Origin of the sequence: Shewanella sp. GD03713 (genome assembly GCF_029843705.1) — a bacterium.
GTDB lineage: Bacteria > Pseudomonadota > Gammaproteobacteria > Enterobacterales > Shewanellaceae > Shewanella.
Genome location: NZ_JAOCIW010000002.1, coordinates 13,086 through 37,791, shown reverse-complemented (window position 1 = coordinate 37,791; position 24,706 = coordinate 13,086). Strand labels below are relative to the sequence as shown.

The 24,706-nt window shown below is 55.3% G+C and carries 20 protein-coding genes and 4 pseudogenes; 7 read left to right on the top strand and 17 right to left on the bottom strand.

Annotation, left to right across the window (positions count from 1 at the left end):
• Positions 1–769 precede the first annotated feature (769 nt).
• From N5E87_RS21380 to mphR(A), 3 genes are read left to right on the top strand one after another with little or no spacing between them, the layout of a single operon-like run.
• Complete coding sequence (locus tag N5E87_RS21380; RefSeq protein WP_000219387.1) at positions 770–1,675, top strand: Mph(A) family macrolide 2'-phosphotransferase; 906 nt, start codon at positions 770–772, stop codon at positions 1,673–1,675.
• Complete coding sequence (gene mrx(A), locus N5E87_RS21375; RefSeq protein ID WP_000004159.1) at positions 1,672–2,910, top strand: macrolide resistance MFS transporter Mrx(A); 1,239 nt, start codon at positions 1,672–1,674, stop codon at positions 2,908–2,910. Before N5E87_RS21380 ends, mrx(A) begins: the two co-directional genes overlap by 4 nt.
• Positions 2,910–3,494, top strand: coding sequence for a macrolide-binding transcriptional repressor MphR(A) (gene mphR(A), locus N5E87_RS21370; RefSeq protein ID WP_279775890.1), 585 nt, complete (start codon positions 2,910–2,912; stop codon positions 3,492–3,494). Before mrx(A) ends, mphR(A) begins: the two co-directional genes overlap by 1 nt.
• A 492-nt stretch (positions 3,495–3,986) precedes the next feature.
• On the opposite strand, the gene N5E87_RS21365 is transcribed toward mphR(A), so the two are convergent.
• From N5E87_RS21365 to N5E87_RS21335, 7 genes and pseudogenes are all read right to left on the bottom strand, one after another.
• Entirely contained in the window at positions 3,987–4,751 is a 765-nt protein-coding gene (locus tag N5E87_RS21365) for an IS6-like element IS6100 family transposase (protein WP_001389365.1), read from the bottom strand.
• A gap of 506 nt (positions 4,752–5,257) precedes the next feature.
• A complete protein-coding gene (locus N5E87_RS21360; protein WP_000376623.1) occupies positions 5,258–5,758 on the bottom strand; it encodes a GNAT family N-acetyltransferase in 501 nt (166 codons plus the stop codon).
• A gap of 127 nt (positions 5,759–5,885) precedes the next feature.
• A pseudogene (sul1, locus tag N5E87_RS21355) lies at positions 5,886–6,724 on the bottom strand (sulfonamide-resistant dihydropteroate synthase Sul1).
• On the bottom strand, positions 6,718–7,065 hold the full coding sequence (locus tag N5E87_RS21350) for a quaternary ammonium compound efflux SMR transporter QacE delta 1 (protein WP_000679427.1): 348 nt from the start codon (positions 7,063–7,065) through the stop codon (positions 6,718–6,720). The pseudogene sul1 (N5E87_RS21355) and the gene N5E87_RS21350 overlap by 7 nt, the downstream one beginning before the upstream one ends.
• Positions 7,066–7,181: 116 nt before the next feature.
• Complete coding sequence (locus N5E87_RS21345; protein WP_001749984.1) at positions 7,182–8,027, bottom strand: ANT(3'')-Ia family aminoglycoside nucleotidyltransferase AadA16; 846 nt, start codon at positions 8,025–8,027, stop codon at positions 7,182–7,184.
• Positions 8,028–8,207: 180 nt separating this feature from the next.
• Positions 8,208–8,681 carry a trimethoprim-resistant dihydrofolate reductase DfrA27 gene (dfrA27, locus tag N5E87_RS21340; RefSeq protein ID WP_001749985.1) on the bottom strand — a complete coding sequence of 158 codons (474 nt, stop codon included), beginning with the start codon at positions 8,679–8,681 and terminating at the stop codon, positions 8,208–8,210.
• Between the two features lie 132 nt (positions 8,682–8,813).
• Complete coding sequence (locus N5E87_RS21335) at positions 8,814–9,266, bottom strand: NAD(+)--rifampin ADP-ribosyltransferase Arr-3 (protein WP_001749986.1); 453 nt, start codon at positions 9,264–9,266, stop codon at positions 8,814–8,816.
• Between the two features lie 172 nt (positions 9,267–9,438).
• On the opposite strand from N5E87_RS21335, the pseudogene intI1 (N5E87_RS21330) reads away from it, so the two are divergent.
• Positions 9,439–10,450 (top strand): annotated as a pseudogene (intI1, locus tag N5E87_RS21330) (class 1 integron integrase IntI1).
• 342 nt (positions 10,451–10,792) lie between these two features.
• Here the strand turns inward: intI1 (N5E87_RS21330) and N5E87_RS21325 are convergent.
• Positions 10,793–11,368, bottom strand: coding sequence for a recombinase family protein (locus N5E87_RS21325; RefSeq protein WP_001173919.1), 576 nt, complete (start codon positions 11,366–11,368; stop codon positions 10,793–10,795).
• 285 nt (positions 11,369–11,653) lie between these two features.
• On the opposite strand from N5E87_RS21325, the gene N5E87_RS21320 reads away from it, so the two are divergent.
• Positions 11,654–14,632, top strand: a complete 2,979-nt coding sequence (locus N5E87_RS21320; protein WP_279775889.1) for a Tn3-like element ISShfr9 family transposase — start codon at positions 11,654–11,656, stop codon at positions 14,630–14,632.
• Positions 14,633–14,716: 84 nt separating this feature from the next.
• On the opposite strand, the gene N5E87_RS21315 is transcribed toward N5E87_RS21320, so the two are convergent.
• Both N5E87_RS21315 and N5E87_RS21310 read right to left on the bottom strand, forming a co-directional pair.
• Entirely contained in the window at positions 14,717–15,127 is a 411-nt protein-coding gene (locus N5E87_RS21315; RefSeq protein ID WP_159408524.1) for a hypothetical protein, read from the bottom strand.
• 631 nt (positions 15,128–15,758) lie between these two features.
• Positions 15,759–16,391 carry a tetracycline resistance transcriptional repressor TetR(E) gene (locus tag N5E87_RS21310; protein ID WP_017411289.1) on the bottom strand — a complete coding sequence of 211 codons (633 nt, stop codon included), beginning with the start codon at positions 16,389–16,391 and terminating at the stop codon, positions 15,759–15,761.
• Between the two features lie 80 nt (positions 16,392–16,471).
• Between N5E87_RS21310 and tet(E) the strand changes: the two genes are divergently transcribed.
• Positions 16,472–17,689 carry a tetracycline efflux MFS transporter Tet(E) gene (gene tet(E) / locus N5E87_RS21305; protein WP_017411290.1) on the top strand — a complete coding sequence of 406 codons (1,218 nt, stop codon included), beginning with the start codon at positions 16,472–16,474 and terminating at the stop codon, positions 17,687–17,689.
• A 291-nt stretch (positions 17,690–17,980) separates the two neighbouring features.
• Here tet(E) and N5E87_RS21300 read toward each other — a convergent pair whose 3' ends face one another.
• From N5E87_RS21300 to N5E87_RS21265, 7 genes and pseudogenes are all read right to left on the bottom strand, one after another.
• Entirely contained in the window at positions 17,981–18,550 is a 570-nt protein-coding gene (locus N5E87_RS21300; protein ID WP_011191339.1) for a recombinase family protein, read from the bottom strand.
• Positions 18,551–18,841: 291 nt separating this feature from the next.
• A complete protein-coding gene (locus tag N5E87_RS21295; protein ID WP_001389365.1) occupies positions 18,842–19,606 on the bottom strand; it encodes an IS6-like element IS6100 family transposase in 765 nt (254 codons plus the stop codon).
• 506 nt (positions 19,607–20,112) lie between these two features.
• Positions 20,113–20,612: pseudogene (locus tag N5E87_RS21285) on the bottom strand (GNAT family N-acetyltransferase).
• Positions 20,613–20,739: 127 nt separating this feature from the next.
• The gene (gene sul1, locus N5E87_RS21280) at positions 20,740–21,579 is read right to left on the bottom strand and encodes a sulfonamide-resistant dihydropteroate synthase Sul1 (protein WP_000259031.1); all 840 of its coding nucleotides are present in this window, start codon (positions 21,577–21,579) and stop codon (positions 20,740–20,742) included.
• Positions 21,573–21,920 (bottom strand): quaternary ammonium compound efflux SMR transporter QacE delta 1, encoded by a 348-nt coding sequence (locus N5E87_RS21275; protein WP_000679427.1) that lies wholly within the window; start codon positions 21,918–21,920, stop codon positions 21,573–21,575. Before N5E87_RS21275 ends, sul1 (N5E87_RS21280) begins: the two co-directional genes overlap by 7 nt.
• 123 nt (positions 21,921–22,043) lie before the next feature.
• The gene (gene aadA1 / locus N5E87_RS21270; RefSeq protein ID WP_001206316.1) at positions 22,044–22,835 is read right to left on the bottom strand and encodes an ANT(3'')-Ia family aminoglycoside nucleotidyltransferase AadA1; all 792 of its coding nucleotides are present in this window, start codon (positions 22,833–22,835) and stop codon (positions 22,044–22,046) included.
• 69 nt (positions 22,836–22,904) lie between these two features.
• Positions 22,905–23,459 (bottom strand): aminoglycoside N-acetyltransferase AAC(6')-Ib4, encoded by a 555-nt coding sequence (locus N5E87_RS21265; RefSeq protein WP_003159191.1) that lies wholly within the window; start codon positions 23,457–23,459, stop codon positions 22,905–22,907.
• Between the two features lie 164 nt (positions 23,460–23,623).
• On the opposite strand from N5E87_RS21265, the pseudogene intI1 (N5E87_RS21260) reads away from it, so the two are divergent.
• Positions 23,624–24,636: pseudogene (gene intI1, locus N5E87_RS21260) on the top strand (class 1 integron integrase IntI1).
• The last annotated feature ends 70 nt before the right edge of the window (positions 24,637–24,706 follow it).

Sequence of the window (24,706 nt, the reverse complement as noted above, 5' to 3'; positions counted from 1 at the left end):
GGGTGGTCATATCGGTTGGTTGTGGTGGCCGGGTCTGACACCGGCCGAGGTCTAGGGGGCATCCCTACGAATGCCGGTTGGCGCAAAGACCTTCCCATTCACCACAACCGTGGATTGCATTGGTCTCCGGGTCTCTCGTGCGGTACCCCATGGGCCTTGGCTCACCTGCAATGCAATCCCGGTTGTGTCCCGGCCTTTCACCGGGTGGGTGGCTGGGGAGTCAGACCCGCCACTCGCTGTGTTCGCTATCACTTCAACTGTGCTGTCTTTCCAGCTGTCAGCCGGTCACTGCCTTAATTTCCATTCACCTTGGTCGGCATGCATTCCAGCCTTGCCAAGGGAGAGCGGGGAGGTTAGTCAGCCCGGTTGCCGGTGTTATTTCCCCAAGCGGTTTGTTGCCACCGCTGCCAGTGTTGTGCTGGTCCTCCGGCTGGGGTTGTCCATCGTGCGAAATCAATTTGCTAACTATTGGTTAGCATATGCTTGGTTTGCTTTAAGTCAACACCCAAAAGTTAGTTTTTCAATTTTTTAATTCAGGGTCAGTTGGTGCAAGCTGTGGTGACGCAAAGGAAGGGGTAATTTTCGGATCATTGCCCTGCCGCCCGTTGCTCCGAACCACTGGGAGCTGGACCCCAACGATCTCGGGTGTGACGATGGACCTGTACTGAGGGGGCTGTGGGTCGTACCCCGATTCGCATGAGGATTGAATATAACCGACGTGACTGTTATATTTAGGTGGCTAAACCCGTCAAGCCCTCAGGAGTGAATCATGACCGTAGTCACGACCGCCGATACCTTCCAACTGTACGCACTTGCAGCCCGACATGGGCTCAAGCTCCATGGCCCGCTGACTGTCAATGAGCTTGGGCTCGACTATAGGATCGTGATCGCCACCGTCGACGATGGACGTCGGTGGGTGCTGCGCATCCCGCGCCGAGCCGAGGTAAGCGCGAAGGTCGAACCAGAGGCGCGGGTGCTGGCAATGCTCAAGAATCGCCTGCCGTTCGCGGTGCCGGACTGGCGCGTGGCCAACGCCGAGCTCGTTGCCTATCCCATGCTCGAAGACTCGACTGCGATGGTCATCCAGCCTGGTTCGTCCACGCCCGACTGGGTCGTGCCGCAGGACTCGGAGGTCTTCGCGGAGAGCTTCGCGACCGCGCTCGCCGCCCTGCATGCCGTCCCCATTTCCGCCGCCGTGGATGCGGGGATGCTCATCCGTACACCGACGCAGGCCCGTCAGAAGGTGGCCGACGACGTTGACCGCGTCCGACGCGAGTTCGTGGTGAACGACAAGCGCCTCCACCGGTGGCAGCGCTGGCTCGACGACGATTCGTCGTGGCCAGATTTCTCCGTGGTGGTGCATGGCGATCTCTACGTGGGCCATGTGCTCATCGACAACACGGAGCGCGTCAGCGGGATGATCGACTGGAGCGAGGCCCGCGTTGATGACCCTGCCATCGACATGGCCGCGCACCTTATGGTCTTTGGTGAAGAGGGGCTCGCGAAGCTCCTCCTCACGTATGAAGCGGCCGGTGGCCGGGTGTGGCCGCGGCTCGCCCACCACATCGCGGAGCGCCTTGCGTTCGGGGCGGTCACCTACGCACTCTTCGCCCTCGACTCGGGTAACGAAGAGTACCTCGCTGCGGCGAAGGCGCAGCTCGCCGCAGCGGAATGAGCGAACGTCGATATAGCCCGCTCGCGACGCTGTTCGCGGCGACCTTTCTCTTCCGGATCGGCAACGCGGTGGCGGCCCTCGCGCTTCCATGGTTCGTCCTGTCTCATACAAAGAGCGCGGCCTGGGCGGGCGCCACGGCCGCTAGCAGCGTCATCGCGACCATCATCGGCGCGTGGGTTGGTGGTGGCCTCGTCGATCGGTTCGGGCGCGCGCCCGTCGCATTGATCTCGGGTGTGGTGGGCGGCGTGGCCATGGCGAGCATCCCACTGCTCGATGCCGTTGGCGCCCTCTCGAACACTGGGCTGATCGCTTGCGTGGTGCTCGGTGCCGCGTTCGACGCACCCGGTATGGCCGCGCAGGACAGTGAGCTGCCCAAACTCGGCCACGTCGCCGGGCTCTCCGTTGAGCGCGTCTCGTCACTGAAAGCGGTGATCGGGAACGTCGCGATTCTAGGTGGCCCGGCCCTTGGGGGGGCCGCAATCGGCCTGCTTGGCGCTGCGCCAACGCTCGGGCTGACGGCGTTCTGCTCCGTCCTTGCAGGTCTGCTCGGCGCGTGGGTGCTTCCCGCGCGTGCCGCTCGGACGATGACCACGACGGCGACTCTCTCCATGCGCGCCGGCGTCGCTTTTCTCTGGAGCGAACCCCTGCTGCGCCCTCTCTTTGGTATAGTGATGATCTTCGTGGGCATCGTTGGCGCCAACGGCAGCGTCATCATGCCTGCGCTGTTTGTAGATGCAGGACGCCAAGTAGCAGAGCTCGGGCTGTTCTCCTCAATGATGGGGGCTGGTGGTCTCCTTGGCATTGCCATTCATGCGTCGGTCGGCGCCCGGATATCAGCGCAGAACTGGCTGGCGGTGGCATTTTGTGGCTCTGCGGTGGGCTCGCTTCTGCTTTCACAGTTGCCAGGCGTGCCGGTGCTGATGTTGTTGGGCGCGCTCGTGGGACTGCTGACCGGCTCAGTCTCTCCCATTCTCAACGCTGCCATCTACAACCGCACGCCGCCAGAACTTCTCGGCCGGGTACTCGGCACGGTCTCGGCGGTGATGCTGTCAGCCTCGCCCATGGTTATGCTTGCGGCCGGCGCGTTTGTCGACCTTGCTGGTCCGCTCCCTGGCCTCGTTGTATCGGCCGTGTTTGCGGGGCTCGTGGCTCTACTCTCGCTCCGTCTTCAATTTGCTACAATGGCGGCGGCAGCCACAGCCTCCGCCCCAACCCATACAGAAGGTGAACACTGATGCCCCGCCCCAAGCTCAAGTCCGATGACGAGGTACTCGAGGCCGCCACCGTAGTGCTGAAGCGTTGCGGTCCCATAGAGTTCACGCTCAGCGGAGTAGCAAAGGAGGTGGGGCTCTCCCGCGCAGCGTTAATCCAGCGCTTCACCAACCGCGATACGCTGCTGGTGAGGATGATGGAGCGCGGCGTCGAGCAGGTGCGGCATTACCTGAATGCGATACCGATAGGCGCAGGGCCGCAAGGGCTCTGGGAATTTTTGCAGGTGCTCGTTCGGAGCATGAACACTCGCAACGACTTCTCGGTGAACTATCTCATCTCCTGGTACGAGCTCCAGGTGCCGGAGCTACGCACGCTTGCGATCCAGCGGAACCGCGCGGTGGTGGAGGGGATCCGCAAGCGACTGCCCCCAGGTGCTCCTACGGCAGCTGAGTTGCTCCTGCACTCGGTCATCGCTGGCGCGACGATGCAGTGGGCCGTCGATCCGGATGGTGAGCTAGCTGATCATGTGCTGGCTCAGATCGCTGCCATCCTGTGTTTAATGTTTCCCGAACACGACGATTTCCAACTCCTCCAGGCACATGCGTAAACGGAGGTGTGCAGAGTCCCTGCGGCAGGCGACGAACACGACCGTCGTCGATTAGTACCGGTACGGTCGGTGGTATCGAAGTCTTGATCACCACTCAGGTCTACGGCTTACAAATGGTGACCATCCCGATACTTGCGTCAGAGCACCGGGCCGATTCTTTGACAGTGAATCACTCCCGTAAGGTTGTGCCGGTGTGGGTGTCCCGGGTCGAGACGATACTCCGCCAATGCGCCCAGCAAACAACCTGGCCATCGCAGGTGGTGGGGAGCGGTGTGGCGGATGAGTTGGACAAGTTGGTGTAGCAGCACGAGCACGGCGAGATAACATCGCAGGAGTTCGACATGCTCAAGAGACAGCTGATTGCGAATCGCGATGCAGATTCATAACCCGATTGCGGGTTGGCTTCACTCCACCATCACCGAGCAGACTAGCACGGCGGGCTCTGTTGCAAAGATTGGCGGCAGTCAGAGGTAGGCTGTCGCTCTGCGCCGATCAGGCGGCTGCTGCGAAATGGTGGTTGAGCATGCCCATGGCCTCCGTCAGCGCCGAGGGCCCAATGCCAAAAGCTCTCTCCACAAGGCGCACCTCGCCCCTGATGCCGGGCTGCAGGCACCAGGGGCGAGCCTGTCCTTTGCGCAGGGCTCGCATGACTTCGAATCCCTTGATCGTGGCATAGGCCGTGGGGATCGATTTGAAACCGCGCACCGGCTTGATCAGTATCTTGAGCTTTCCGTGATCGGCCTCGATCACGTTATTGAGATACTTCACCTGCCGGTGGGCCGTCTCCCGGTCCAGCTTTCCTTCGCGCTTCAATTCGGTGATCGCTGCACCATAGCTCGGCGCTTTGTCGGTATTGAGCGTGGCAGGCTTTTCCCAGTGCTTCAGGCCTCGCAGGGCCTTGCCCAGGAACCGCTTCGCTGCCTTGGCGCTGCGGGTCGGCGACAGGTAGAAATCGATCGTGTCGCCCCGCTTGTCGACTGCCCGGTACAGGTAGGTCCACTTGCCCCGCACCTTGACGTAGGTTTCATCCAGGCGCCAGCTCGGATCAAAGCCACGCCGCCAGAACCAGCGCAGCCGCTTCTCCATCTCCGGGGCGTAGCACTGGACCCAGCGATAGATCGTCGTATGGTCGACCGAAATGCCGCGTTCCGCCAGCATTTCCTCAAGGTCGCGATAGCTGATCGGATAGCGACAATACCAGCGCACCGCCCACAGGATCACATCACCCTGGAAATGGCGCCACTTGAAATCCGTCATCGTTCCGTCCGTCCAATCTCCGCCAAGCATGCTCAAGCTTCACGATTTTTGCAACAGAGCCCACACGAGTATTGAGCATAGTCGAGATTGGTGCAGATCACTTCTGATATTGAACTGTCAGGAGCTGGCTGCACAACAGCCATTACGCCCAATCAACTGGTGCAGTCGTCTTCTGAAAATGACATTTGGTATCTCTCATAAACGGATGTTTTTGAGAGAACTATCTTCGGCCTTCACACGCACGAAAGGCGGCGAAGCTCCGCCGTTAATCCGTCCGCCGGAGATCTCGCCCAGGCAGGCTGAAGGCCGAGCAAGCCTGACAGGCCCGAAAAGCCCGGCACGGGCGTTGGCGGCGATGACGGCGGCGGCATTATCCAGGGTTGATGATGGAAGTGGAGGATATCGACAACCTCTCGCGCAACCAAGACATCGCGGTCGGACTGCAAGTGATCTTGAAGCCACGGGCCCGTCCCACCCCGACATGGACCTCGATGCCCGAACGGACGTTAGATTTCGAGTTCTAGGCGTTCTGCGATGAAGGTTGGATCCCAGCCGGGATTGAAAGTGTCGACGTGGGTGAATCCGAGCCGCTCGTATAGGCCACGCAGGTTCGGGTGGCAGTCGAGCCGCAGCTTGGCGCACCCCTGCGTTCGCGCGGCATGGCGGCAAGCCTCGATCAGCGCGGAGCTGACACCCCGGCCCGCATGTGTCCGTCGCACCGCGAGCTTGTGCAGATATGCGGCCTCCCCCTTGAGGGCGTCGGGCCAGAACTCGGGATCCTCGGCCGACAAGGTGCAACAGCCGACGATGCCGTCGCTGCAACTCGCGACTAGGAGCTCGGATCTCAGGACGAAGGTCTCCGCGAATGTCCGGTCGATCCGCGCGACGTCCCAGGCGGGCGTTCCCTTGGCGGACATCCACGCCGCAGCGTCGTGCATCAGCCGCACAACCTCGTCGATATCACCCGAGCAGGCGACCCGAACGTTCGGAGGCTCCTCGCTGTCCATTCGCTCCCCTGGCGCGGTATGAACCGCCGCCTCATAGTGCAGTTTGATCCTGACGAGCCCAGCATGTCTGCGCCCACCTTCGCGGAACCTGACCAGGGTCCGCTAGCGGGCGGCCGGAAGGTGAATGCTAGGCATGATCTAACCCTCGGTCTCTGGCGTCGCGACTGCGAAATTTCGCGAGGGTTTCCGAGAAGGTGATTGCGCTTCGCAGATCTCCAGGCGCGTGGGTGCGGACGTAGTCAGCGCCATTGCCGATCGCGTGAAGTTCCGCCGCAAGGCTCGCTGGACCAGATCCTTTACAGGAAGGCCAACGGTGGCGCCCAAGAAGGATTTCCGCGACACCGAGACCAATAGCGGAAGCCCCAACGCCGACTTCAGCTTTTGAAGGTTCGACAGCACGTGCAGCGATGTTTCCGGTGCGGGGCTCAAGAAAAATCCCATCCCCGGATCGAGGATGAGCCGGTCGGCAGCGACCCCGCTCCGTCGCAAGGCGGAAACCCGCGCCTCGAAGAACCGCACAATCTCGTCGAGCGCGTCTTCGGGTCGAAGGTGACCGGTGCGGGTGGCGATGCCATCCCGCTGCGCTGAGTGCATAACCACCAGCCTGCAGTCCGCCTCAGCAATATCGGGATAGAGCGCAGGGTCAGGAAATCCTTGGATATCGTTCAGGTAGCCCACGCCGCGCTTGAGCGCATAGCGCTGGGTTTCCGGTTGGAAGCTGTCGATTGAAACACGGTGCATCTGATCGGACAGGGCGTCTAAGAGCGGCGCAATACGTCTGATCTCATCGGCCGGCGATACAGGCCTCGCGTCCGGATGGCTGGCGGCCGGTCCGACATCCACGACGTCTGATCCGACTCGCAGCATTTCGATCGCCGCGGTGACAGCGCCGGCGGGGTCTAGCCGCCGGCTCTCATCGAAGAAGGAGTCCTCGGTGAGATTCAGAATGCCGAACACCGTCACCATGGCGTCGGCCTCCGCAGCGACTTCCACGATGGGGATCGGGCGAGCAAAAAGGCAGCAATTATGAGCCCCATACCTACAAAGCCCCACGCATCAAGCTTTTGCCCATGAAGCAACCAGGCAATGGCTGTAATTATGACGACGCCGAGTCCCGACCAGACTGCATAAGCAACACCGACAGGGATGGATTTCAGAACCAGAGAAAGAAAATAAAATGCGATGCCATAACCGATTATGACAACGGCGGAAGGGGCAAGCTTAGTAAAGCCCTCGCTAGATTTTAATGCGGATGTTGCGATTACTTCGCCAACTATTGCGATAACAAGAAAAAGCCAGCCTTTCATGATATATCTCCCAATTTGTGTAGGGCTTATTATGCACGCTTAAAAATAATAAAAGCAGACTTGACCTGATAGTTTGGCTGTGAGCAATTATGTGCTTAGTGCATCTAACGCCTGAATTAAGCTGCGCCGCGAAGCGGCGTCGGCTTGAATGAACTGTTAGACATCATTGGCGTGGAGCCGAGCAGACTGGCGGCTTCGTGCTTCACAAAGTAAATGAACGCAGTCAACTGATCAGCGCGTGAGGCCAAGCAATCCATCCCTTGTCCAAGGTAAGCCTGCTGGGCTTCAAGCAGCACGGGCTGATGTTGGACGGGCAGGCGTTCCATTACCCAGTTGGCAGCTACATCCTTCGGCGCGATCTTGCCGGTTGCTGCGCTGTACCAAATGCGAGACAAAGTAAGCACTACATTCCGCTCGTCGCCTGCCCAATCCGGTTGTGAGTTCCATAGTTTCAAGGTGTCGGCCAGTGCTTTGAATAGATCGCTTTCCGGGACTGAGTTGAAGAAATCTTCCGCGGCCGAACCTGCCAAGGCAAGGCTGTGTTGCCTTGCTTTAGTTAGCAGAATAGCCAGATCAACATCGGTTGTCGCGGGCTCGAAGATGCCCGCAAGAATGTCCTTGCGCTGCCACTCCCCGAATTGCAGTTCCCGTCTGGCTGGATAACGCCAAGGAACAACATCGCCGTACACGACGATGGTAACTTCCAAGGCACGGAGAGCTTCACTTTGGCCGGGAGAAGCGGAAACTTCCAGGAAATCTACGAACAGAGCCTGCCGCACAGTCTCATCGAGCTGTGCAGTCACAGTAACCAGCAAATCAATATCACTGCATGGCTTCAGGCCACCGTCGAGTGCAGAGCCGTACAAATGCACGGCCAGCAACGTCGATCCCAGATGATGCTCGATGACGTTGAGTGCCTGTGATAGCTGTACCGAAATCTCGGCGGGCACTGCGTTGCTCATGATGTCTAACTCCCAATTTGTGTAGGGCTTATTATGCACGCTTAAAAATAATAAAAGCAGACTTGACCTGATAGTTTGGCTGTGAGCAATTATGTGCTTAGTGCATCTAACGCCGCTAAGCAGCGGCACATTTTGCGTTTTGAGCGCAGCGAAGCAAAATGTGTCCGATGGCTTGGATGGTTAACCCCTTTGCCAGATTTGATAGCGATAATTTATATTTGAATGAAATTCCTGCTCGAACACCACATTGAACTCTTTGGGGATTTCCGGAAAGAAAACATTGCCCTCTGGCTCGGAATCTATTGTCGAGATATGTAGCGTGTCGGCATGGGCGATCAGACTCTTGTAGATCTCTCCACCACCAGAAACAACAACATGGTTCGTAAGAGTCTTTAGCTCCCTCATTGCTGCTTCTATAGATGGAAACACAACCACATCATCGTTAGTAGCTACCGATCCTGAGCGGCTGACAACTGCATACTTTCTATTTGGGAGAGCCCCCATTGCCTCAAATGTTTTACGGCCGACTAAGAGCCATTGATTGTAAGTTATTGCTTTAAAAAGCAGCTGCTCACCTTTAGCGTTCCACGGGATATCCGAGCCGCAGCCAATAACCCCATTTCTTGCTTTTGCAGCCATTAGTGATATTTTCACGATACTCCTTTGGGTTAACGCCGCCATAAACGGCGACAGGGTGGCGCGCCTATTGCGCATAAAATGGCGAAGCCATGCGCAACAGGCGCGGAATCTCTGGCGTCCGGTTTGATGGCTTTGTTATGCAAAGGACTAGTCTTCAATGACGTGTAAACCACGGCGCTTTAAGTCCTCCAACGAATCCAACATTCCCCTTATTAATTCAACAGGATGCCCCTCCCAGTCTTCAACAACGCCAACAATTCTCAAGGGTTCGCAGGTTCTATAGGACTGTGTTGGATTACCGGGAAATCTTTTGTTCGTAAGATTCGGATCGTCTTCGAACGGTCCTGTTGGCTCAACTATGTATATGTAGCCGCGACCCTCGAGGCCAGACAGTGACATAGCAAGTTCAGCTCCCCAAACTGCTGGCTCCATCAAGGCTGAAAAGTAGATGTGCTTAAGAATACGACCGTCCTCGAAATGAGAGATGAACCCTGTGGTTAGCAAGTCACCAATCGCCAAATTGGCTTTGGTTCCATGATAGAACGGTCCTTGCACCTGCTTGTAATTATCATGAGAGATGGGAATCCAATCTTTTACCATTTTAAGACCCTTAATTGTTGGGATTTGGCTGCATAACTTTGTTTTAGGGCGACTGCCCTGCTGCGTAACATCGTTGCTGCTCCATAACATCAAACATCGACCCACGGCGTAACGCGCTTGCTGCTTGGATGCCCGAGGCATAGACTGTACAAAAAAACAGTCATAACAAGCCATGAAAACCGCCACTGCGCCGTTACCACCGCTGCGTTCGGTCAAGGTTCTGGACCAGTTGCGTGAGCGCATACGCTACTTGCATTACAGCTTACCAACCGAACAGGCTTATGTCCACTGGGTTCGTGCCTTCATCCGTTTCCACGGTGTGCGTCACCCGGCAACCTTGGGCAGCAGCGAAGTCGAGGCATTTCTGTCCTGGCTGGCGAACGAGCGCAAGGTTTCGGTCTCCACGCATCGTCAGGCATTGGCGGCCTTGCTGTTCTTCTACGGCAAGGTGCTGTGCACGGATCTGCCCTGGCTTCAGGAGATCGGAAGACCTCGGCCGTCGCGGCGCTTGCCGGTGGTGCTGACCCCGGATGAAGTGGTTCGCATCCTCGGTTTTCTGGAAGGCGAGCATCGTTTGTTCGCCCAGCTTCTGTATGGAACGGGCATGCGGATCAGTGAGGGTTTGCAACTGCGGGTCAAGGATCTGGATTTCGATCACGGCACGATCATCGTGCGGGAGGGCAAGGGCTCCAAGGATCGGGCCTTGATGTTACCCGAGCTTGGCACCCAGCCTGCGCGAGCAGCTGTCGCGTGCACGGGCATGGTGGCTGAAGGACCAGGCCGAGGGCCGCAGCGGCGTTGCGCTTCCCGACGCCCTTGAGCGGAAGTATCCGCGCGCCGGGCATTCCTGGCCGTGGTTCTGGGTTTTTGCGCAGCACACGCATTCGACCGATCCACGGAGCGGTGTCGTGCGTCGCCATCACATGTATGACCAGACCTTTCAGCGCGCCTTCAAACGTGCCGTAGAACAAGCAGGCATCACGAAGCCCGCCACACCGCACACCCTCCGCCACTCGTTCGCGACGGCCTTGCTCCGCAGCGGTTACGACATTCGAACCGTGCAGGATCTGCTCGGCCATTCCGACGTCTCTACGACGATGATTTACACGCATGTGCTGAAAGTTGGCGGTGCCGGAGTGCGCTCACCGCTTGATGCGCTGCCGCCCCTCACTAGTGAGAGGTAGGGCAGCGCAAGTCAATCCTGGCGGATTCACTACCCCTGCGCGAAGGCCATCGGTGCCGCATCGAACGGCCGGTTGCGGAAAGTCCTCCCTGCGTCCGCTGATGGCCGGCAGCAGCCCGTCGTTGCCTGATGGATCCAACCCCTCCGCTGCTATAGTGCAGTCGGCTTCTGACGTTCAGTGCAGCCGTCTTCTGAAAACGACACCACCCTGCCCTTTCCCTGGCGTTTTTTGTCGCGTGTTTTAGTTGCATGAAATAGAATACTTGCGACTAGAACCGGAGACATTACGCCATGAAAGACAAGAGCGCCGCCTGTCGTTTTCAGAAGGCGACTGCACGAAATATCAGGAGTCGGCTGCACTGCCAGAACTGGCCGCCTGCAAGGCAGCGTAGAGAGCGGTTTTTCCTACCTTGAGGCGTGCGGCGGCCTCGCGGACATTCAAGCCGTTGGCGACAAGCTCCCGCGCTCGTTGCAACTTGTCGGCAGTGACAACCGGCTTGCGTCCGCCTTTGCGCCCGCGTGCGGCGGCAGCGGTCAACCCGGCCTTGGTGCGCTCGCGGATCAGGTCGCGCTCGAACTGGCCCAGCGCACCGAACACATGGAAGATGAGCCGTCCGCCCGGCGTGGTGGTGTCGATGTTTTCAGTCAACGAGCGGAAGCCGACGCCCCGTGCTTCCAGCTTGCCGACCGTCTCAATCAGGTGCGGCAGGGAGCGGCCAAGCCGATCCAGCCGCCAGACGACCAGCACATCGCCATCGCGCAGATAAGCCAGCGCATCGGCCAAGCCGGGCCGGTCTGCCTTGGCCCCGGATGCCGTGTCCTCGAAAACCCGTTCGCAGCCTGCATTGCGCAGCGCATCCGTCTGCAAGGCGGTGTCCTGTTCCGCCGTCGATACCCGCGCATAGCCGATGAGTGCCATTTCCGCCCATTTGTCCGTTATACCGTCCGCCTATCTTATTGTCCGTCATCCCGTTGCGCAAGATGTTTTCGGACAGGCGTCCGGTTTGGCCGCCTAATGATCGTTTGGCGGACAAGGCGACTGGCATCAGCCGAACAGCTCGCTATGGGGTTCTAGGGATTTTCCCCTCTAAAAAGACATAATCCTCTGTAGACCACACCAATAAATGGCTGCGGAGGTGGGTTACTACTTATAAGTGTGGCAAATTAGGTAAATATCGTACATTTAATACGGAACAGCCCTGATATGGCCATCAAAAACGAAATTACTATTCTCACGAGAGCAGAACAGGCAGATCTTTATTCCCCACCCATTTTTTCAATCGAAGAACAACGTCTGTACTTTTCTCTGAACGATGCGGAATTGGCAGTTTTTCGGTCAATTCGTCTCAGAGCTCATAGATGTTACTTTGTCGCGATTTTGGGATACTTCAAATCAAAGCCCGTCATCCTAGATATCGCTTACTCGCAGGTTTCTAAGGATTTAATGTTGATCAGTAAAGAGCTGCTTGGCGGCAAGGGGCTCAGACCATTCACTCCCTCACAAAAACAAAAAGATCGACTCTACGCAAAAGTATTAGACCTTGCTGGTTATCACAAATGGGACGAAAGTCAGCACTTCAATTCTCTTTTCGACCACCTTGTTCAGGTGGGCAATGCCTGGCTGGAGCCGCGTTACCTCTTTGATACTGCTATTGAATTCCTAACCAGTCACAGCATTGCTATCCCTAGGTACACCGTACTCCAGAGACTGATAAGCAGAGCGATGCAGCAGGTCAGAAAAGACCTGGCGCACCAACTTAATCAACTCACCAGTCCTGAACTTCACGTCTTTCTGGACAGCATAACAGCCATTGATGACGGACTAAGCCTGAACCAGCTCAGAGGCGGTGCAAAAAGTCTGACCGTACCTGAACTTAAAAAAGAGCTTGCCCTTTATCATCAGTTAGCGCCATGGCGCACGCAAATCAATGGCGTTATCGATGGGCTTAATCTGTCTCTTAAAAATCGACAACACTTCGGTGAGCTCATCAACTATTACGGTAGTAAACTCAAACGATTCAAACGCGCACAGCAGCATCTATGGTTGCTATGTCACCTGACAGAGCGGATACAACTGGCACTGGAACGGTTAACTGATGGGTTCATTTACCATATCCGCAAGCAACAAGAAGCTGCCAACACCTTTGCACAACAAGCAGTGTTCCTGTCCTGGCAGTCAGCCGCGGACAATGTCACGAAAGCGGCAGAGTTACTGCATCTGTTTGTGGATGAGAACATTGATGATAATCAACCCTTCTCAGTAGTCAGACAACAGGCATTGAAGGTCATGAATGACAGGGATATCCAGACCCTCTGCCTTTACCTGAAAAAACAGAAACGGACCGTGGAAGAGTACCAGTGGCAACATTACGATGAACAATGCAATCTCCTGGAGCAACTGTTAAGGCAGGTGTTCTTGTGCCTTGAATGTGAGGCCGGTAAAGGCTCAGAAGCCGTCGTCGCCCAACTTCAACAGATGCAGACGGAAATCGCATTCGGTGGACCACTGAAGACGATGGATACGTCGCTCATCCCGAAAAAGCACCTCCCATGGTTGGTTAAACAGGATAACGTTAACCCGCAACGTTACGAATGGCTGCTCTACCGGCAGTTAACCTCACGACTGAATGGACGCATTTATTTGCCAAATGTTACCAAATACCGCGCACTGGAAGACGACCTGATCCCCCAGACATCGCAGGATACCTTGCTGGCCTCATCAACACTGGACAGACTAAAACAGCCCGCAGAGTTATTGTTACAGGAGAAACAACACCGGCTGGAAAGTGCACTCAAAGACGTTGCTCTCCATATTGATGAGGGAGACAATCGAAATGTGATCATGAAAAATCGTACCGGTACCCGCTGGCGTCTGCCGACCAAAAGCGCTACATCTCTGGTCAACAATCCCTTTTTTAAGCGAATGCAACCGGTCGGTATCGCGGATGTACTGCGGTATGTAGAGCGCGAAACCGGGTTCATGAAATGTCTGACTCATGTACTTCCGATACAAAAACAAGGGTTCACTCATCAGGATGATTTACTGGCCATTCTGATTGCCAACGCCACTCACCGTGGTGTGTATGGCATGGCGCAGATCTCCGATCGAAGCTATGAACACCTGAGTACGGTGCAGGCCAACTATATCCGGCCTGAAACGCTGCATGACGCCAGCGACGTGATCAATAATGCGGTTGCAGCGCTACCCATCTTCCGCCACTACCATATTCAGGAGGACCAGCTGCACGCCAGTGCGGATGGTCAGAAATTCGAAACCCATCTGGAAACCTTTAAAACCCGGTACTCCTCTAAGTATTTCGGCACCAACAAAGGGATCACGGCCATGACACTGGTGGCCAACCACAGCGCCCTCAATGCTCGGATCATCGGTTCCAACGAGCACGAATCACACTATATTTATGACCTGTTACAATCCAACAGCAGTGAAATCAAACCTGACGTACTCTCGACAGATACACACGGTGTCAATCATGTTAACTTCGCCTTACTGGATCTATGCGGTTACAGTTTTGCACCGCGATACGCGCAGTTCAGTAGTGTCATCAATGATCTGTTTGCCGTAACTGAAAATGAACACGGCGGCACCAACCTTGCCCTGAAAAAGCCCATCAGGACGAATGTCATCGAAACGGGATGGCAGGATATTAGGCGCATTGTTCTGTCACTTCAGACAAAGCGAACGACACAGGCAATGCTGGTAAGAAAGTTGTCTGGTTATCCTTCGGGGCACCCGACATTACAGGCGCTGACGGAGTATAATCGACTGGTCAAAGCGCAATATTTACTGGATTACATAGACAATGCCAGTTTGCGGCAGTACGTTCAGCGTGCCCTTAACCGGGGAGAAGCGTGGCACTTCCTGAGACGGGCTATTGCGTCGGTGAATGGCGATCAGTTCCGAGGCAAAAACGAGAGTGAAATCGCTATCTGGAATGAATGTGCAAGATTGCTTGCCAACGCGATCATCTACTTCAACTCCGCGATACTGAGTCATCTGCTGGGACACTTTGAAGCGAGAGGAGATGAAGAGAAAGCGGGTATCACTCGTGCTGTTTCGCCCGTTGCGTGGCAAAATATCAACTTAAGCGGAACGTATAACTTCACTAATACTGGGAAATTGCCCAATATTGGCGAAATAACAAGGCCGATAGTGGATGATTAGGCTCCAAGCTGAAAGTAAACCACCTCCGCAGCCATTTATTGGTGTGGTCTACAGAGGATTATGTCTTTTTAGAGGGGAAAATCCCTAGAACCCCGTTATGGCCAGGGCTTCATCACGATCCAGATTCAAGCCGAACCCTCTCTTATAAGCGGCTTCAAGGTGTGGCCAGTTCATAGCCTGGTCAGTGTTTACAACGTGAACCCCGTCGCTATCGCTTGGCTCGTCTTGTTCAACGGCGCGAATATAAATATGGCTTCCCTCTAACTCTGATTCGTATTGACGGGAAACATGGACAGCCACTTTCAGGGCTTCCACTGGTTCATAACGCTTGGCGTCTTCCAGGTCGCCAAATTCTTGCCCGTCCCAAAAACGTCCTTGGTCATCACGCAGAATACCGAGTTTTTGATTGTCTTCTGAATTAGACAGGGCGGTATCAATTTCACGCTCGAATTTATCCGTAATTACCGGCCCGGTGTTTTCTTCTACTTTATCCACGGTCGCCACCTTATTAAGAGTTGCTTCAACTTGTTCCCGTACAACCTCAAGCCCTCTTGACTGGCCAAGGTCATTAAAATCCGAAAAGCCTTTTTCAATCTCTTGATTATTGAAAATAGGGGTTTGAGCAATGCCATTTGTTATGGTGGCTGCTTGCTCGGCTTTTTCCTTACCCTTGTTTGCTGTGTTTTTACGGTGATCACAACCATTTAAGTTGGAAACTGGCAGATCAAAGTATTCAATGAGTTAACGATACCAAATGTGACATTTAAGTTGGAAACTCAAAAGTAATACTACATCTGCTCCGTGAGCAAACAGGACATTTAAGTTGGAAAACAGGCTCTATTTGACGTGATGGGGAGGGTGCGAACAAATCCTTGACACGAGATCATCAGATTTTCTTAGTACCATGGATGAGAACCAACGTGAGCCATCAACTGACCTTCGCTGACTACGAGTTCAATGGCAAACACCGCCAGACCCGCAAAGAAATCCCCCTCTTGTTCGGATCTCCCTAATTTATCAAAGGCTATGCACATACACATTTTCAAGAATATTTGTCGCGTGAAAAATAAAAATCACTGGCGATAGATTTAAAATTACTACCGTTAGTACTGCCCCATAGACAGCATCATTTATTATTACCCTGGATGGACATATATTTTTCATCTAATTGTGCAGAGAATCCAACTATTAATGATTTCAGCCCGAAATGGAAGGCCGTTTCAGCAGTGGTTCTCGTCTGAACATTAAATGCCTCCTGTAATAATGGTGGCACAGCGTCCATCACTGTATTGTATTCTGTCGGGTTTGTGGCTTGCTCTTCCAATACTGCACCCAGCGTAAAATGGCTGATAGATTGCAGAATGAAAAGAGCCTCCTCGACCGAAAACCCTGCATCGCATAGACAGCGTAGTTGCGCCTCTGCTTGTTCAAACTGGGGGGGCGTAGGAGAGGTCCCTATATGCAATCGGGCTCCATCACGATGGACCAATAATGCTTTACGGAAACTCAGAGCATTTTCCTGGAGAAACTGCTGCCAACTCTCAGTCGGTAACGGTACTGAACGGGTGTGATGCTTCACCAGTATTGCCTCTGAAAGCATGTTCATAAGGGTCTGCTTGTTGCGCACGTGCCAATACAGAGTCGGTTGCTCAATTTTGAGGGACTGCGCCAGCTTACGCGTAGTCAGGCCCTCTAGCCCCTCTCTGTCCAGCAGGGTGAGCGCCATTGAAATTACGTCGTCCAAGCTTAGTCGTGCCATCACTATCTCCTTTCGCTGTTGACAATCTATCACTGATAGAGTTACTTTTCAAACCTTATCACCGATAGAGAGCGTTAACTATGAACCGCACTGTGATGATGGCACTGGTCATCATTTTTTTAGATGCCATGGGGATTGGCATAATTATGCCTGTCTTACCGGCGTTATTACGGGAGTTTGTTGGAAAGGCTAATGTTGCGGAGAACTACGGTGTTTTATTGGCGCTGTATGCAATGATGCAAGTGATTTTTGCCCCTCTTCTCGGCCGCTGGTCAGATCGCATAGGTCGTCGCCCTGTATTATTACTTTCACTTTTAGGTGCAACACTGGACTACGCATTAATGGCAACAGCCAGCGTAGTGTGGGTGTTGTATCTGGGACGCTTAATTGCTGGTATTACCGGTGCGACTGGAGCTGTTGCAGCCTCAACAATTGCCGATGTCACACCTGAGGAATCCAGGACACATTGGTTTGGTATGATGGGTGCCTGTTTTGGTGGCGGTATGATTGCTGGACCAGTCATTGGTGGTTTTGCAGGTCAACTTTCGGTACAGGCACCGTTTATGTTCGCTGCTGCTATTAACGGGCTGGCATTTCTGGTCTCCCTATTCATTTTACATGAGACCCATAATGCTAATCAGGTTAGTGACGAGATAAAGAATGAAACAATCAATGAAACCACATCCTCCATACGCGAGATGATCTCCCCATTATCGGGATTGCTAGTTGTCTTTTTCATCATTCAATTGATTGGCCAAATCCCTGCAACATTATGGGTTTTATTCGGAGAAGAGCGCTTCGTATGGGATGGCGTAATGGTCGGTGTTTCATTGGCTGTGTTTGGGCTTACACACGCACTGTTTCAAGGACTTGCTGCTGGTTTTATCGCTAAACATTTGGGAGATCAGAAAGCTATCGTGGTTGGCATCTTGGCTGATGGCTGTGGCCTACTTTTATTGGCAGTCATTACGCAAAGCTGGATGGTTTGGCCAGTTGTGCTGTTACTCGCTTGTGGTGGCATAACTCTTCCCGCTTTGCAGGGAATTATATCTGTTCGTGTCGGTCAGGTAGCACAAGGACAATTGCAAGGGTTGCTGACCAGTTTGACACACCTCACGGGTGTAATCGGTCCACTTATTTTTGCATTTTTGTATAGTGCAACCCACGAATCTTGGAATGGTTGGGTGTGGATAGTTGGATGCGGATTGTATGTAGTTGCACTGACTATACTGAGGTTTTTCTATCCCGGCAGGGCTGCCCACCCGAAAAATCAGAGCAATTCACAGCCATTTCTTTAAATGGTAATGGTAACTGTATGCCCCCAATTCCTAGACGTGAAACCGACCGTTGCACAGCATCAGAAATTGTGAATGTAGCACATTGGACTACTACGAGAACCTACAATGCAAGCCATACTATTTGAGTAGTATTAACGCTACTCCATAACGACTGTCGCCATACTGAAAGTATGGTAAACAGAATAAAGAACTGTCTTCCACAATTGCAAGCCACCATGCCAATCTGTCAGCGCATAATGCTTTTTTATGTTAAATGGCAGTGCGAGAAGTGAGCTATGATGCGGCTTTCAGCTAGGTATCAGATGGCGACAATCTCGCCAATGCTGCGTTTAAAGTCGGCCTAGACACACCAAAGTGTTTTGCAACTTCAGCTTTCGTTATCTCTACATCCGACAGCATGGCCCTTGCCTTCCTGGCGTCTTCATCTGACATGGCCAAGGGTCGCCCACCGCGTCGCCCTCTTGCCCTTGCTGCCTCCAACCCGGCCCGTGTGCGCTCTTGCAGTCGTGCGCGTTCGTATTCAGCCAAGGCCGCAAACACATGGAACACTAGAGCCCCGTTCGCCGTTGTGGTGTCTATGTCTGATTGGGTTAGGGAGCGGAACCCGATCCCCTGGCGCTTCAACGAGCTGACTATCTCGATCAGGTCTTTGATGCTCCTTCCCAGTCGGTCTAAGTGCCACACAATCAACGTATCCCCTTCCCTCAAGGTATCTAGGCACCGTTCAAGCTCTGGGCGTTCTGTGCTGGCCCCTGATAGCTTCTCAACGTAAACGCGCTGACACCCGGCCTTGTCCAGGGCGTCCAGTTGCAGCGCCGTTTCTTGCTTGTCCCTTGATACCCTGGCGTAACCTATCAGCATGTAACCTCCAAAAAACGCGCCTTTTCTTTCCTTGATATTTTGACGGGTTATTTTACGTGAAAAGCGGCAGGATCGGGGAGGTGGCTGTCATTTTCAGAAGACGACTGCACCAGTTGATTGGGCGTAATGGCTGTTGTGCAGCCAGCTCCTGACAGTTCAATATCAGAAGTGATCTGCACCAATCTCGACTATGCTCAATACTCGTGTGCACCAAAGCGAGGTGAGCATGGCGACGGAGGCTCTGTTGCAAAGATTGGCGGCAGTCAGAGGTAGGCTGTCGCTCTGCGCCGATCAGGCGGCTGCTGCGAAATGGTGGTTGAGCATGCCCATGGCCTCCGTCAGCGCCGAGGGCCCAATGCCAAAAGCTCTCTCCACAAGGCGCACCTCGCCCCTGATGCCGGGCTGCAGGCACCAGGGGCGAGCCTGTCCTTTGCGCAGGGCTCGCATGACTTCGAATCCCTTGATCGTGGCATAGGCCGTGGGGATCGATTTGAAACCGCGCACCGGCTTGATCAGTATCTTGAGCTTTCCGTGATCGGCCTCGATCACGTTATTGAGATACTTCACCTGCCGGTGGGCCGTCTCCCGGTCCAGCTTTCCTTCGCGCTTCAATTCGGTGATCGCTGCACCATAGCTCGGCGCTTTGTCGGTATTGAGCGTGGCAGGCTTTTCCCAGTGCTTCAGGCCTCGCAGGGCCTTGCCCAGGAACCGCTTCGCTGCCTTGGCGCTGCGGGTCGGCGACAGGTAGAAATCGATCGTGTCGCCCCGCTTGTCGACTGCCCGGTACAGGTAGGTCCACTTGCCCCGCACCTTGACGTAGGTTTCATCCAGGCGCCAGCTCGGATCAAAGCCACGCCGCCAGAACCAGCGCAGCCGCTTCTCCATCTCCGGGGCGTAGCACTGGACCCAGCGATAGATCGTCGTATGGTCGACCGAAATGCCGCGTTCCGCCAGCATTTCCTCAAGGTCGCGATAGCTGATCGGATAGCGACAATACCAGCGCACCGCCCACAGGATCACATCACCCTGGAAATGGCGCCACTTGAAATCCGTCATCGTTCCGTCCGTCCAATCTCCGCCAAGCATGCTCAAGCTTCACGATTTTTGCAACAGAGCCCACACGAGTATTGAGCATAGTCGAGATTGGTGCAGATCACTTCTGATATTGAACTGTCAGGAGCTGGCTGCACAACAGCCATTACGCCCAATCAACTGGTGCAGTCGTCTTCTGAAAATGACATTTGGTATCTCTCATAAACGGATGTTTTTGAGAGAACTATCTTCGGCCTTCACACGCACGAAAGGCGGCGAAGCTCCGCCGTTAATCCGTCCGCCGGAGATCTCGCCCAGGCAGGCTGAAGGCCGAGCAAGCCTGACAGGCCCGAAAAGCCCGGCACGGGCGTCGGCGGCGATGACGGCGGCGGCATTATCCAGGGTTGATGATGGAAGTGGAGGATATCGACAACCTCTCGCGCAACCAAGACATCGCGGTCGGACTGCAAGTGATCTTGAAGCCACGGGCCCGTCCCACCCCGACATGGACCTCGATGCCCGAACGGACGTTAGATTTCGAGTTCTAGGCGTTCTGCGATGAAGGTTGGATCCCAGCCGGGATTGAAAGTGTCGACGTGGGTGAATCCGAGCCGCTCGTATAGGCCACGCAGGTTCGGGTGGCAGTCGAGCCGCAGCTTGGCGCACCCCTGCGTTCGCGCGGCATGGCGGCAAGCCTCGATCAGCGCGGAGCTGACACCCCGGCCCGCATGTGTCCGTCGCACCGCGAGCTTGTGCAGATATGCGGCCTCCCCTTGAGGGCGTCGGGCCAGAACTCGGGATCCTCGGCCGACAAGGTGCAACAGCCGACGATGCCGTCGCTGCAACTCGCGACTAGGAGCTCGGATCTCAGGACGAAGGTCTCCGCGAATGTCCGGTCGATCCGCGCGACGTCCCAGGCGGGCGTTCCCTTGGCGGACATCCACGCCGCAGCGTCGTGCATCAGCCGCACAACCTCGTCGATATCACCCGAGCAGGCGACCCGAACGTTCGGAGGCTCCTCGCTGTCCATTCGCTCCCCTGGCGCGGTATGAACCGCCGCCTCATAGTGCAGTTTGATCCTGACGAGCCCAGCATGTCTGCGCCCACCTTCGCGGAACCTGACCAGGGTCCGCTAGCGGGCGGCCGGAAGGTGAATGCTAGGCATGATCTAACCCTCGGTCTCTGGCGTCGCGACTGCGAAATTTCGCGAGGGTTTCCGAGAAGGTGATTGCGCTTCGCAGATCTCCAGGCGCGTGGGTGCGGACGTAGTCAGCGCCATTGCCGATCGCGTGAAGTTCCGCCGCAAGGCTCGCTGGACCCAGATCCTTTACAGGAAGGCCAACGGTGGCGCCCAAGAAGGATTTCCGCGACACCGAGACCAATAGCGGAAGCCCCAACGCCGACTTCAGCTTTTGAAGGTTCGACAGCACGTGCAGCGATGTTTCCGGTGCGGGGCTCAAGAAAAATCCCATCCCCGGATCGAGGATGAGCCGGTCGGCAGCGACCCCGCTCCGTCGCAAGGCGGAAACCCGCGCCTCGAAGAACCGCACAATCTCGTCGAGCGCGTCTTCGGGTCGAAGGTGACCGGTGCGGGTGGCGATGCCATCCCGCTGCGCTGAGTGCATAACCACCAGCCTGCAGTCCGCCTCAGCAATATCGGGATAGAGCGCAGGGTCAGGAAATCCTTGGATATCGTTCAGGTAGCCCACGCCGCGCTTGAGCGCATAGCGCTGGGTTTCCGGTTGGAAGCTGTCGATTGAAACACGGTGCATCTGATCGGACAGGGCGTCTAAGAGCGGCGCAATACGTCTGATCTCATCGGCCGGCGATACAGGCCTCGCGTCCGGATGGCTGGCGGCCGGTCCGACATCCACGACGTCTGATCCGACTCGCAGCATTTCGATCGCCGCGGTGACAGCGCCGGCGGGGTCCAGCCGCCGGCTCTCATCGAAGAAGGAGTCCTCGGTGAGATTCAGAATGCCGAACACCGTCACCATGGCGTCGGCCTCCGCAGCGACTTCCACGATGGGGATCGGGCGAGCAAAAAGGCAGCAATTATGAGCCCCATACCTACAAAGCCCCACGCATCAAGCTTTTGCCCATGAAGCAACCAGGCAATGGCTGTAATTATGACGACGCCGAGTCCCGACCAGACTGCATAAGCAACACCGACAGGGATGGATTTCAGAACCAGAGAAAGAAAATAAAATGCGATGCCATAACCGATTATGACAACGGCGGAAGGGGCAAGCTTAGTAAAGCCCTCGCTAGATTTTAATGCGGATGTTGCGATTACTTCGCCAACTATTGCGATAACAAGAAAAAGCCAGCCTTTCATGATATATCTCCCAATTTGTGTAGGGCTTATTATGCACGCTTAAAAATAATAAAAGCAGACTTGACCTGATAGTTTGGCTGTGAGCAATTATGTGCTTAGTGCATCTAACGCTTGAGTTAGACATTATTTGCCGACTACCTTGGTGATCTCGCCTTTCACGTAGTGAACAAATTCTTCCAACTGATCTGCGCGCGAGGCCAAGCGATCTTCTTCTTGTCCAAGATAAGCCTGTCTAGCTTCAAGTATGACGGGCTGATACTGGGCCGGCAGGCGCTCCATTGCCCAGTCGGCAGCGACATCCTTCGGCGCGATTTTGCCGGTTACTGCGCTGTACCAAATGCGGGACAACGTAAGCACTACATTTCGCTCATCGCCAGCCCAGTCGGGCGGCGAGTTCCATAGCGTTAAGGTTTCATTTAGCGCCTCAAATAGATCCTGTTCAGGAACCGGATCAAAGAGTTCCTCCGCCGCTGGACCTACCAAGGCAACGCTATGTTCTCTTGCTTTTGTCAGCAAGATAGCCAGATCAATGTCGATCGTGGCTGGCTCGAAGATACCTGCAAGAATGTCATTGCGCTGCCATTCTCCAAATTGCAGTTCGCGCTTAGCTGGATAACGCCACGGAATGATGTCGTCGTGCACAACAATGGTGACTTCTACAGCGCGGAGAATCTCGCTCTCTCCAGGGGAAGCCGAAGTTTCCAAAAGGTCGTTGATCAAAGCTCGCCGCGTTGTTTCATCAAGCCTTACGGTCACCGTAACCAGCAAATCAATATCACTGTGTGGCTTCAGGCCGCCATCCACTGCGGAGCCGTACAAATGTACGGCCAGCAACGTCGGTTCGAGATGGCGCTCGATGACGCCAACTACCTCTGATAGTTGAGTCGATACTTCGGCGATCACCGCTTCCCTCATGATGTTTAACGTTTGACATGAGGGGCGGCCAAGGGCGCCAGCCCTTGGACGTCCCCCTCGATGGAAGGGTTAGGCATCACTGCGTGTTCGCTCGAATGCCTGGCGTGTTTGAACCATGTACACGGCTGGACCATCTGGGGTGGTTACGGTACCTTGCCTCTCAAACCCCGCTTTCTCGTAGCATCGGATCGCTCGCAAGTTGCTCGGCGACGGGTCCGTTTGGATCTTGGTGACCTCGGGATCATTGAACAGCAACTCAACCAGAGCTCGAACCAGCTTGGTTCCCAAGCCTTTGCCCAGTTGTGATGCATTCGCCAGTGACTGGTCTATTCCGCGTACTCCTGGATCGGTTTCTTCTTCCCACCATCCGTCCCCGCTTCCAAGAGCAACGTACGACTGGGCATACCCAATCGGCTCTCCATTCAGCATTGCAATGTATGGAGTGACGGACTCTTGCGCTAAAACGCTTGGCAAGTACTGTTCCTGTACGTCAGCAAGTGTCGGGCGTGCTTCTTCTCCGCCCCACCACTCGACGATATGAGATCGATTTAGCCACTCATAGAGCATCGCAAGGTCATGCTCAGTCATGAGGCGCAGTGTGACGGAATCGTTGCTGTTGGTCACGATGCTGTACTTTGTGATGCCTAACTTTGTTTTAGGGCGACTGCCCTGTCCCGTACTTACCATAGTTGCTGCTCCATAACATCAAACATCGACCCACGGCGTAACGCGCTTGCTGCTTGGATGCCCGAGGCATAGACTGTACAAAAAAACAGTCATAACAAGCCATGAAAACCGCCACTGCGCCGTTACCACCGCTGCGTTCGGTCAAGGTTCTGGACCAGTTGCGTGAGCGCATACGCTACTTGCATTACAGTTTACGAACCGAACAGGCTTATGTCAACTGGGTTCGTGCCTTCATCCGTTTCCACGGTGTGCGTCACCCGGCAACCTTGGGCAGCAGCGAAGTCGAGGCATTTCTGTCCTGGCTGGCGAACGAGCGCAAGGTTTCGGTCTCCACGCATCGTCAGGCATTGGCGGCCTTGCTGTTCTTCTACGGCAAGGTGCTGTGCACGGATCTGCCCTGGCTTCAGGAGATCGGAAGACCTCGGCCGTCGCGGCGCTTGCCGGTGGTGCTGACCCCGGATGAAGTGGTTCGCATCCTCGGTTTTCTGGAAGGCGAGCATCGTTTGTTCGCCCAGCTTCTGTATGGAACGGGCATGCGGATCAGTGAGGGTTTGCAACTGCGGGTCAAGGATCTGGATTTCGATCACGGCACGATCATCGTGCGGGAGGGCAAGGGCTCCAAGGATCGGGCCTTGATGTTACCCGAGAGCTTGGCACCCAGCCTGCGCGAGCAGCTGTCGCGTGCACGGGCATGGTGGCTGAAGGACCAGGCCGAGGCCGCAGCGGCGTTGCGCTTCCCGACGCCCTTGAGCGGAAGTATCCGCGCGCCGGGCATTCCTGGCCGTGGTTCTGGGTTTTTGCGCAGCACACGCATTCGACCGATCCACGGAGCGGTGTCGTGCGTCGCCATCACATGTATGACCAGACCTTTCAGCGCGCCTTCAGACGTGCCGTAGAACAAGCAGGCATCACGAAGCCCGCCACACCGCACACCCTCCGCCACTCGTTCGCGACGGCCTTGCTCCGCAGCGGTTACGACATTCGAACCGTGCAGGATCTGCTCGGCCATTCCGACGTCTCTACGACGATGATTTACACGCATGTGCTGAAAGTTGGCGGTGCCGGAGTGCGCTCACCGCTTGATGCGCTGCCGCCCCTCACTAGTGAGAGGTAGGGCAGCGCAAGTCAATCCTGGCGGATTCACTACCCCTGCGCGAAGGCCATCGGTGCCGCATCGAACGGCC